The following is a 9,633-nucleotide window of genomic DNA, read 5'->3' on the forward strand; positions in this document are numbered from 1 at the left end:
GCGCGCACACCCGCGCCGGCCTGTCCCTGACGATCACCCCGAGCCCCTCCACCAGGCCCGCCGCCGAGCGGTAGCCCGGCTCGGGCAGCCACCGGGTGCGCGGATGCCTGGCGGCCACCGCCTCGAACACCGGCCGCAGCCGCGAGGTCAGCTCGACCGCTCCGGCCAGCTCGTACCAGGCGTTCTTGCGCACGCAGTTGGTGATCCGCACGTCCAGGCTGAACTTCAGGCACGCGTCCACGGCGGGCGCGTACACGGTCCGCACCGACGAGGTCGGCACCACCGCCGGGCCCGGCCCCAGGTCGACCAGCGCGCCGCCGAGCGCGGGACGGAGCAGGTCGAGCTGCCACGGGTGCGCGGGCAGCAGCCGGTGCCCGGCCGGCGCCTCGCCCAGCGCGTCGAGCGCCGACGTGTCGCCCTCCTCCACCACCGCGTCGTCGCGCACGCCCAGCAGGCGGACGGGGAACTCGGCGTGCGCCTCGGGGGCGTACCGCAGCCAGTCGGCGCCGCCGCGCGACTTGGGGCTCGGGTGGAACGGATGGCCGTAGACGAGCGCCTGCTCGGAGGCCAGCCACGGGTCCGCGGGCGGCTCCGCCTGCGCCCTGGCCCGCAGGATCGCCGCCACCGCGTCCCGGCTCGCGGCCACCTGCGCGGCGAACTCGCCGTTCGGCCGCCCGGCCGTGTCCCGCCCGCCGAGATCGGTCTCGGCCAGCCGGACCAGTTCCTCGGCGGTCAGCGGGCGCCAGGAGCCGTCCTCCAGGCGCTCCGGAGCCCCCTCGAACCGCAGCGCCGCGCCGCCGCTCGTACGGGCCCGCAGCAGCACCCCCGCGACCCGCAGCAGCACGTACGGCGGCGCCGGCCACACCAGCCCGCGCGGCCCGGCCACCTCCCGCACGCAGCACCGCAGCAGGGCCGCCAGCGTGGCCTCCTCGGCCAGCGCGGAAGGCGACTCGAGGACCAGACCGTGCATTCAAGCTCTCCTCAGATAGTTGGGGCCGCTGGTGCCGTAGAACTTGTTGACGTCGCGGGCCCCGGAGCGTTCCTTGGCCACGAGGGTGCCCGCGGTGATCATCGACTTGCCGGTGAGCCTGGCCGCGTCGAGCGTCCTGGCCCGCAGCAGCCTGGCCATGGGGTCGTCGCCGTGCTCGTCGAGCGCCTCGGCCAGCGTGCCGCGCAGCAGCGCCGCGGCCCGGCCGGGCGGCAGCGCCCCGAACGCGACGGCCGCCGCCGCCAGGTGCAGCGTGATCGTCACGAACACGTCGGCCAGCGCGTGCGGGTCGTCGGTCAGCATCCGCTCGTCGGCGAAGCCGGGCACCTCCACGCCCGCCGCCGCCAGCCTCGCCGGGGAGGCCAGCAGGCCGTCGTTGTCCTTGACCAGCAGCTTCATCCGGCCGTCCTGGAAGAGCAGCGACAGGTTCTGCTGGTGCGCCTCCAGCGCGACGCCGTAGCGCACGAACAGCCGCACGTTCCAGCGCAGCAGCAGCCGCAGGTAGCCGGGCAGCACGTCGCCCGCCTCCACCGGGACGCCGGGCGCGTTGAGCGCCGCCACGGGCACCACGCGGCCCTCCGGCAGCCTCCTGAGCATCCACGCCAGGTACTCGTGACCGGTGTGCGCGTACGTCTGCTCGTCGGCCACCAGCACGTCCGGGTCGGCCAGCCGCCGCAGCAGCAGCTCGGCCAGCGCGCCGTCGCGCAGCGTGCCCGGCTTGATCGAGCGCCGGTTGCGCGCGCCCAGCGTGCTGACCGGCAGCGGCAGCTTGAGGTGGGTGCGGGCGTCGAGCTCCACGGTCCGCATCGACAGCGTGGGGCGTACGGTCCGCCAGGGCTCCTCCAGCAGCCGCACCCCGCCGATCCCGCGCACCTCGTCCACGGCCAGGGGATGCACGGGGAACAGCGCCTCGTCGGGGCCGACGTCCGATGCCTCCGCGTACGGCCATGGCGCGGCTCCGGGGGTCAGCGCGCGGCGCGGCACCGCCGCCCACCGCAGCTCGAACGAGGGCGCGAACTCCGGCGCGTACGCCCTCAACGCCTCCGCGGGCACCCCCAGCCGCGCCCGCGACGTCGGGTACACCGGGTGGTCGACGAAGGCCGCCAGCGACTCGTACGACGGCCGCCCGGCCAGCACCTCGGCCCGGTGCGCGTCGTGCAGCTCCAGCGCCGCCAGCGCCTGCGCGCACTCGTCCGCGAACGCCGCCACCCCCGGCGCGTCGGCCGGGTCGGCCACCTCGGCCAGCGTGCCGAGCACCTCGCCGAGCGTCAGCCTCTCGCCGGGCGCGACCACGAAGTCCTGGTAGAGCGTCCCCGGCACCAGCCGCACCCGCCGCCCGCCGGTCAGCGTCAGCGCGACGCCCTCGCGCGTCCTGGCCACCCGCCCCGACAGCCCGCCGTAGTCCTCGCGCAGCAGCGCGTCCAGCACCCGCGCGGCCAGGTACGGCTCGCGCGAGCCCGGGTACGGCTCAGCCGGGTTCACGGGCGCCTCCTCGTGGCGCAGGGACGACTGACGGGGGCTCATTCCACGACCCAGGGCCGGGCGGCGCGGAAGGCGGCGATCGCCGCGTCCACCCGCGCGCGGTCGGGCCCGACGGCCCGGATCACCCCGAGATAGTCCCGGTTGGTATGGGTCTGCCGGACGACGTCCCCCACCGCTCGCAGCGGCCGGTGCCACAGCCTGACCTCGCCGTCGGAGATCTCCGCCGCTCCCGGCCCCGCCGTGATCGTCCCGGACCGCTCGGCGACCACGCTGACCGCGGCCCCGTGCCCCGGGCTCTCCGGCACGTCCGGCACCGGCTCGCCGAGGTGCGCCCGCAGGATCCACTCGAACACCGGCACCCCCAGCACGTCCCCGAGCAGGAAGTCGCAGTGGTCGCCGATCACCCGGTAGTTCACCTCGACGATCCGCGGCCCGTCCGGCGTGACCACGTACTCGGTGTGACACGCCCCGAACCCCGCCCCGAGCGCGCCGAGCGCCTTCAGCACGTGCTCGTGCGGCCCGCCGGGCGCCCAGTCGAGCCGCTCCTCGACGAAGTGCGGCAGCGGCCCCAGCGTCGTCGCGAACCCGCCGAGCACCCTCGTCGTCCGGGCGTCCCCGAGCGTCTCAAGGGTGCGCAGCGGCCCTTCCAGGTACTCCTCCACGACCACGGCCTCGCCCGGCCGCCGGCTCCTGACCGCGGCCACCGCCCCGGCCAGGTCGTCCTCGACGAGGGAGACGTCCTCGCTGGCGACGCCTTCGCGCGGCTTGACCACCAGCGGGTACGGCAGCCCGTCCGGCACGGGGTCGCCCGGCGCGAGGCGTACGGACCGGACCCGTTCCACTCCCGCCTCAGCGAGCGCCCGGCGCATCAGGAACTTGTTCTTGGCCGCCAGGCACGCCCGCCAGTCCTTGCCCGGCAGCCCGAGATACGAGGCGGCCATCGCGGTCTCCACCTGCAGATGGTCGGAGTTGGAGAAGATCGCGTCCGGCCTGCCGAGGTGCTCGATCGCGTCGATCACCGCCCGCGGGTCGCGCACGTCGCACCGTACGGAGCCGGGATGCCGTTCCGGCTGGTCGGTGAGCACGGTCACATGGCAGCCCAGCTTCTGGGCAGCGGGCAGGAATCCGTCGGTCACCGAATCGGTTGGCTTGAGCGCGGTCAGGTAGAGCCGCAACGCGAGGCACCCCCGGGGATCAGGTAAGGCTAACCTAAGCCGCTGATCCTAGTCCCTGGGAGATCATCTCGCGTACAAGACCTGGCAATCGGCCGCGGCCATAGGATGACTTGGGATTTGGGAAGGGTGGGGCCCGTGGAGACGAGGGCGGAAGAGCAACTGATAGGACCGCTGCTCCTCGCACGCGGCACCATCGACAGATCGTCGGCGCTGCGGATGGACGCCGCCTGGCTCGAACGGGCCTGGGCGGCCCCGGAGACCAGGGTGCTGGTCGTCGACCAGGGCCAGACACTGGTCAGACGCGTGGGCGAGGAGGTCGAGGCGGTCCTCTGCACCACCGCCGAGGCGCCGCCCGGCGAGCGCTACCTGCTGGGCGTCCAGGACGGGGCCGCCTATTTCGCGGTCGCCGCGCCGCTGCCCGGCTCCCGCGCCGGCGACGTCAACGGGCGCGTCACGATGCCGATGAGCCTGCGCGACACCGCCGACGGCGACACGGTCGTCGCCGGCCTGCGCCACGTCGGCGGCCTGCTCGGCGATCGCGACGCGGGCCTGCTGGTGTACGCGGTGGCGCTGGAGGCGTGGCACACCACGCACGAGTTCTGCCCGCGCTGCGGCCACCGCACCGAGGTGCAGGCGGGCGGCCACATCCGGGTCTGCCCGATCGACTCCAGCCAGCACTTCCCGCGCGTCGACCCGGCCGTGATCATGCTCGTCCGCGACGACGACGACCGCTGCCTGCTCGCCCGCGGCCCCCAGTGGCCCGAGGGCCGCCTGTCGATCCTGGCCGGCTTCGTGGAGCCGGGGGAGTCGCTGGAGCACGCGGTGGTGCGCGAGGTGGCCGAGGAGGTGGGCGTCACCGTCGTCGAGCCGCGTTACCTGGGCAGCCAGCCGTGGCCGTTCCCGCGCAGCCTGATGCTCGGCTTCTTCGCCCGCGCGACGACCACCGACCTGGTCCCCGACGCCGAGGAGATCGCCGAGGCCCGCTGGTTCTCCCGCGACGAGCTGGTCGGCGCGCTGCGGTCAGGCGAGATCCGCCTGCCGCCCGCGGTCTCCATCGCCCGCCGCCTCATCGAGACGTGGTACGGCGGGCAGCTGTCCGGCGACTGGTGAGTAGGAGCGGCTCAGGCCGCTTCGAGCAGGCGCTTCACCTCAAGGGCGGACGGGTTCGTGCGCACGTACCGCCCGGCGGGCGTCTCGATCACCACGGTCGGGACCACCTGGTTGCCGCCGTTGACGCTCATCACGAACTCGGCGGCCGAGGAGTCGCGCTCGATGTCGACCTCGTCGAAGACGATTCCCTCGCGCGCGAGCTGCGCCTTCAGCCGCTTGCAGGGGCCGCACCAGGTGGTGCTGTAGACGGTGAGCGCCATGGGTGATCCCTTCGAGGTGTGAGGCAGGCGCTCGGTGCAACAATGCGGGGGCTCCGGGTAATCCCGGCCCCGATTCTTACCGTTGTACCTGTTCGTCCAGGTGCTCGCCGATCCACTGCTGCACCTGCTCGGCGACCCCCGGCTCGCGGTAGAGCGGCGCGCTGTGCGAGATCCCCGGCGCGGTGACGACCGTCACGGGCACCCCCACCTGGCCGAGCATCTGCTTGAGCAGCTCGCTCTGGACGGGCGGCACGAACTCGTGCTGCGAGTGCACGGTCAGCATCGGCGCGTCCTTGGGGCTGGCGTGCCAGGCCACCTCCATGCTGGCCCACACGCGCGAGCACCTGCCCTTGGGATGGCAGCCGCCGGCCAGCCTGATCGCCGCGTTGCGCAGCCTGCGCTTGTACGGGTCGTTGGTCAGCGCTCCGTCGGAGTAGGCGCGCAGCGGCGAGATGATCGGCGACAGCCCGACGACCCCCTTGAGCCCGCGGATCCCGTTGCCGTAGGTGCCGACCGCGGCCGCGATGTGCCCGCCCGCCGAGAAGCCGACCACCACGTAGTTGCCCGGGTCGAACGACCAGCGCTGGGCGTGCCTGCGCGCCAGGGAGATCGCGGTCAGGGCGTCCACGCGCTGCGCGGGCCAGGCGGCGTCGCCGGAGAGCCGGTAGTTGAGGTTGAAGACCGTGTAGCCCAGGGCCGCGTACGTGCGGGCGATCTCGGTCATCTGCCGCTTGTCGCCGCTGGACCACCAGCCGCCGTGGATGAGGAAGACGCCGGGGCGCTTGCTGCCGTCCTGGGTCCACCAGACGTCCATGTCCTGGCGGCGGTTCGAGGCGTACGAGACGGTCTCGGCGGACAGGCCGCTCAGGTCGTACGGGTCGGGGGAGGTGGTGGCGGCGGGGCCTGGCACGGGGTCCTTCGCCGCGGTCGCCGCCTGCGCCGTCGTCGGCGTCAGGACGACGGCAGCCAGCGCGGCAGCGCTCGCGAGAACCGCTATTCGCACGGCCTTCCCTTTCCCCCATGCATGTGGTCGGGCCCCATTGTGGGGGAAAAGACCAGTTCTTTGCATCTCGGTGACGATGAACGGATGACGGGCGGCATGTTGCCAGAATGGAGGCCTCCACCGCCAGCTACTGGGAGGATTGAGACGTGAGTGATGTGGATGACGTCCTGTCCGGTCTCGACCCCGAGCAGCGTGAGGTGGCCGAGACCACCCGCGGCCCCGTATGTGTGCTGGCCGGGGCCGGTACGGGCAAGACCAGGGCGATCACCCACAGGATCGCCCACGCCGTGCGCACCGGGGTCGTCGACGCGCCGGGCGTGCTGGCGGTGACATTCACCACACGGGCGGCGGGGGAGCTGCGGCAGCGGCTGCGGGCGCTGGGGGCGCCGGGGGTGCAGGCGCGCACGTTCCACGCTGCCGCGCTGCGTCAGCTCACCTACTTCTGGCCGCGGGTCATCGGCGGCGCGGTGCCCTCGGTGATCGAGTCGAAGCTGCCGCTCCTCGTCGAAGCCTGCCGCCAGATCCGGAAAAATCCGGACCGGTCCGAGTTGCGGGACATCGCGGCCGAGGTCGAATGGGCCAAGGTCACCCAGGTCGGCCCGGAAGACTACGCCGCTGCCGCCGCCAAGGCCTCCCGCACCCCGCCCGTCCCGGCCGAGGAGGTGGCCCGCCTGTACGAGGCGTACGAGCGGCTCAGGCGCGAGCGCCACCTGGTCGACTTCGAGACGATCCTGGAGCTGACGGCCGCGGTGATGACCGAGCACGCGGAGGTCGCCGCGCAGATCCGCCAGCAGTACCGCTACTTCGTCGTGGACGAGTACCAGGACGTCAACCCGCTGCAGAAGCTGCTGCTCGACACCTGGCTCGGCGGCCGCGACGACCTGTGCGTGGTCGGCGACCCCAACCAGACCATCTACTCCTTCACCGGCGCCTCGCCCCGCTACCTGACCGGCTTCGCCGTCGAGTACCCGAAGGCCGCGGTCATCAAGCTGGTCCGCGACTACCGCTCCACCCCCCAGGTGGTCAACCTGGCCAACCTCGTCATCGCCAAGGGCCGCTCCCCGCACCGCCTCGACCTGGTCGCCCAGCGTCCCGACGGGCCCAGGCCGGTCTTCGCCGACCACGACGACGAGCCCGCCGAGGCCGCCGGGGTCGCCAGGGCCATCAGGAAGCTCATGGACAAAGGCGTCCCGTCGCGCGAGATCGCGGTGCTGTTCCGGGTCAACTCCCAGTCGCAGGCGTACGAGGAGGCCCTGTCCAAGGCCGACATCCCGTACGTGCTGCGCGGCGCCGAGCGCTTCTTCGAGCGGCCGGAGGTGCGCCAGGCGGTCGTCCTGCTGCGCGGCGCGGCCCGTTCCGCCTCCCACGAGCCGCTGGCCACCGAGGTCCACCACATCCTGTCCGGCGTCGGCCTGACCCCCGCGGCCCCGGCCGGCGGCGGCAAGGCGCGCGAGAAGTGGGAGTCGCTGCGGGCGCTGGCCGACCTCGCCGAGGACATGGCCGCCGAGGGAGCCGACCTGCCCGCGTTCGTCACCGAGCTGGAACGCCGGGCCGCCGAGCAGCACGCCCCGCCCGTCGAGGGCGTCACCCTGGCCTCCCTGCACGCCGCCAAGGGCCTGGAGTGGGACGCCGTCTTCCTGGTGGGCGTCACCGACGGGATGCTGCCCATCATCTACGCCGAGTCGGCGGAGCAGATCGAGGAGGAGCGCAGGCTCCTGTACGTGGGGGTGACGCGGGCGCGCGAGCACCTGTCGATCTCCTGGGCCCTGGCGCGGGCGCCCGGGGGGCGCAAGAGCCGCAAGGCCTCCCGCTTCCTCGACGGGCTGACCGGGCGGGCCGCCGCTCCCGTGAGCGTGTCCGGCCCGCGCGAGCGACGCCAGGTGGCCGCGCCGGTGAGCTGCCGCGTCTGCGCCAAGACGCTGGTGGCGGCGGCCGAGCAGAAGCTGGGGCGCTGCGCCACCTGCCCGGCCGACTACGACGAGGAGCTGCTCGAACGGCTCAAGGCCTGGCGCACCGCCACCGCCAAGGAGGCGAAGGTGCCCCCGTACGTGGTGTTCACCGACGTGACGCTGCAGGCGATCGCCGAGCGGGCGCCGGCCACCGAGCAGGAGCTGCTGTCCATCGCGGGGATCGGCCGCGTCAAGATGGACCGCTACGGTGAGGCCGTGCTGGCCCTGTGCCGGGGATGAGTCCCTCTTCCGCGGCCGGGTTGGTGCGGACGCGGGGGCACGCCACACTTGACCCCACAGGGTCATTCATCAATAGGGGGGCTAGTGAACGAGGCGCTGAAGGAGCTGCTCGACCTGCTGGACCTTGAGCAGATCGAGCTGGACATCTTCCGCGGACGCAGCCCAGAGGAGCGCATCCAGCGCGTCTTCGGCGGTCAGGTGGCCGCCCAGGCGCTGGTCGCGGCCGGTCGTACGGTCCCGTCGGACCGGAACGTGCACTCCCTGCACGCCTACTTCATCCGCCCCGGCGACCCGTCCATCCCGATCGTCTACAACGTCGAGCGGCTGCGCGACGGCCGTTCCTTCACCACCCGCCGCATCCAGGCGGTCCAGCACGGCAAGGCCATCTTCACGATGTCCGCCTCGTTCCACATCTTCGAGGAGGGCGTGGAGCACCAGGCGTCCGTGATGCCGGTCGTGCCCGATCCCGAGACGCTGCCGACGTTCCAGGAGCGGATGACGGAGCTGGTGGGCGACAACCTCGAGTACAAGGAGTGGCTGTCCAAGCCGCGGCCGGTGGACGCGCGTTACGCCTCGCCGCTGACGTGGGAGGCCTTCCGGAACCCCGAGCTGCGCAGCGCTCAGACCAACGTCTGGTTCCGCTACCACGCCGAGCTGCCCGACGACCCGCTCCTGCACGTGGTGCTGGCCGCGTACGCGTCGGACTTCACGCTGGTCGACACGATCATGCTCGCGCACGGCATGGCGTACGGCGCCTCCCAGGTGCAGGGAGCCTCACTCGACCACGCCATGTGGTTCCACCGGCCCTTCAGGGCCGACGACTGGTTGCTCTATGCTCAGGAGGCACCCTGGTCGGGGGGAGCGAGGGGGCTTGCTCGCGGTGAGATGTTCACAGCGTCCGGTGACCTCGTCGTCTCGGTCGTCCAGGAGGCCATGATCCGCGTGAAAAAGACACAAAATCGCAGCTAGAAAATATGTTGCCCGTTCGCGGGCTCGCGGTTTAGGGTCATGGTCAAGCGAGTCGGACAGTCCTGTCCGACGAACCAATGAGTGGAGGTGAGTCCCAGTGATCAGCATCGAGATGTCGGCTGCCACGCCGTGGCTCGCCTTCGCATGCCGTGACCTGGTGAGGCTCGTCGATGGGCCGGCCAAGCTGCGGCAGGAGAAGTCTGCCCGTAGCCAGGAGTCCAACGCGCACGCGTTCGCGCACTTCGGTGCCGCCGCTGCCCCGAGCGCTCCCGCCTATGTCGCAGCCAGTGAAGTGCCGACCCAGCAGATCACCAAGGGTGGACTGCGCGGTCCGCAACCCTGGAGGGATAGACCGGTCACAACCTGACCGGCACACATCGCCTCCAGGCCGCGGATCCGCAGACGGATCCGCGGCCTCTTTGTTTGTCCGCGACCCCCGACCACCTACGAGGTGCCC

General features: G+C 72.6%; 9 protein-coding genes. 4 read left to right on the forward strand and 5 right to left on the reverse strand.

The features are described from left to right. The 3 genes from KME77_RS23175 to KME77_RS23185 all read right to left on the reverse strand — a co-directional run. A partial coding sequence (locus tag KME77_RS23175) for an IucA/IucC family protein (RefSeq protein WP_219471041.1) occupies nucleotides 1-970 on the reverse strand: 970 nt, incomplete at its 3' end. Further along, complete coding sequence (locus KME77_RS23180; protein WP_308250843.1) at nucleotides 971-2,470, reverse strand: IucA/IucC family protein; 1,500 nt, start codon at nucleotides 2,468-2,470, stop codon at nucleotides 971-973. A gap of 38 nt (nucleotides 2,471-2,508) precedes the next feature. After that, on the reverse strand, nucleotides 2,509-3,645 hold the full coding sequence (locus tag KME77_RS23185; protein ID WP_219471043.1) for an ATP-grasp domain-containing protein: 1,137 nt from the start codon (nucleotides 3,643-3,645) through the stop codon (nucleotides 2,509-2,511). Nucleotides 3,646-3,780: 135 nt separating this feature from the next. Here KME77_RS23185 and nudC point away from each other — a divergent pair, with 135 nt between their 5' ends. After that, nucleotides 3,781-4,755, forward strand: coding sequence for an NAD(+) diphosphatase (gene nudC, locus KME77_RS23190; RefSeq protein ID WP_308250844.1), 975 nt, complete (start codon nucleotides 3,781-3,783; stop codon nucleotides 4,753-4,755). 11 nt (nucleotides 4,756-4,766) lie between these two features. Here the strand turns inward: nudC and KME77_RS23195 are convergent, their stop codons facing one another. Together KME77_RS23195 and KME77_RS23200 are read right to left on the reverse strand one after the other, a co-directional pair. Further along, a complete protein-coding gene (locus KME77_RS23195) occupies nucleotides 4,767-5,015 on the reverse strand; it encodes a glutaredoxin domain-containing protein (RefSeq protein ID WP_219471045.1) in 249 nt (82 codons plus the stop codon). 76 nt (nucleotides 5,016-5,091) lie between these two features. Continuing rightward, complete coding sequence (locus tag KME77_RS23200) at nucleotides 5,092-6,018, reverse strand: alpha/beta hydrolase (protein ID WP_308250845.1); 927 nt, start codon at nucleotides 6,016-6,018, stop codon at nucleotides 5,092-5,094. A 155-nt stretch (nucleotides 6,019-6,173) separates the two neighbouring features. Between KME77_RS23200 and KME77_RS23205 the strand changes: the two genes are divergently transcribed. The 3 genes from KME77_RS23205 (at nucleotide 6,174) to KME77_RS23215 (ending at nucleotide 9,543) form a co-directional block, all read left to right on the forward strand. Next, nucleotides 6,174-8,207: an ATP-dependent DNA helicase UvrD2 gene (locus KME77_RS23205; RefSeq protein WP_308250846.1), complete on the forward strand. Its 2,034-nt coding sequence runs from the start codon at nucleotides 6,174-6,176 to the stop codon at nucleotides 8,205-8,207. A gap of 84 nt (nucleotides 8,208-8,291) precedes the next feature. Beyond that, nucleotides 8,292-9,176: an acyl-CoA thioesterase gene (locus KME77_RS23210; protein ID WP_219471048.1), complete on the forward strand. Its 885-nt coding sequence runs from the start codon at nucleotides 8,292-8,294 to the stop codon at nucleotides 9,174-9,176. Nucleotides 9,177-9,273: 97 nt separating this feature from the next. After that, nucleotides 9,274-9,543: a hypothetical protein gene (locus KME77_RS23215; RefSeq protein ID WP_219471049.1), complete on the forward strand. Its 270-nt coding sequence runs from the start codon at nucleotides 9,274-9,276 to the stop codon at nucleotides 9,541-9,543. Nucleotides 9,544-9,633: the final 90 nt, after the last annotated feature.

The sequence above is a fragment of the Nonomuraea rhizosphaerae genome (assembly GCF_019396405.1).
GTDB classification, from domain to species: Bacteria; Actinomycetota; Actinomycetes; order Streptosporangiales; family Streptosporangiaceae; genus Nonomuraea; species Nonomuraea rhizosphaerae.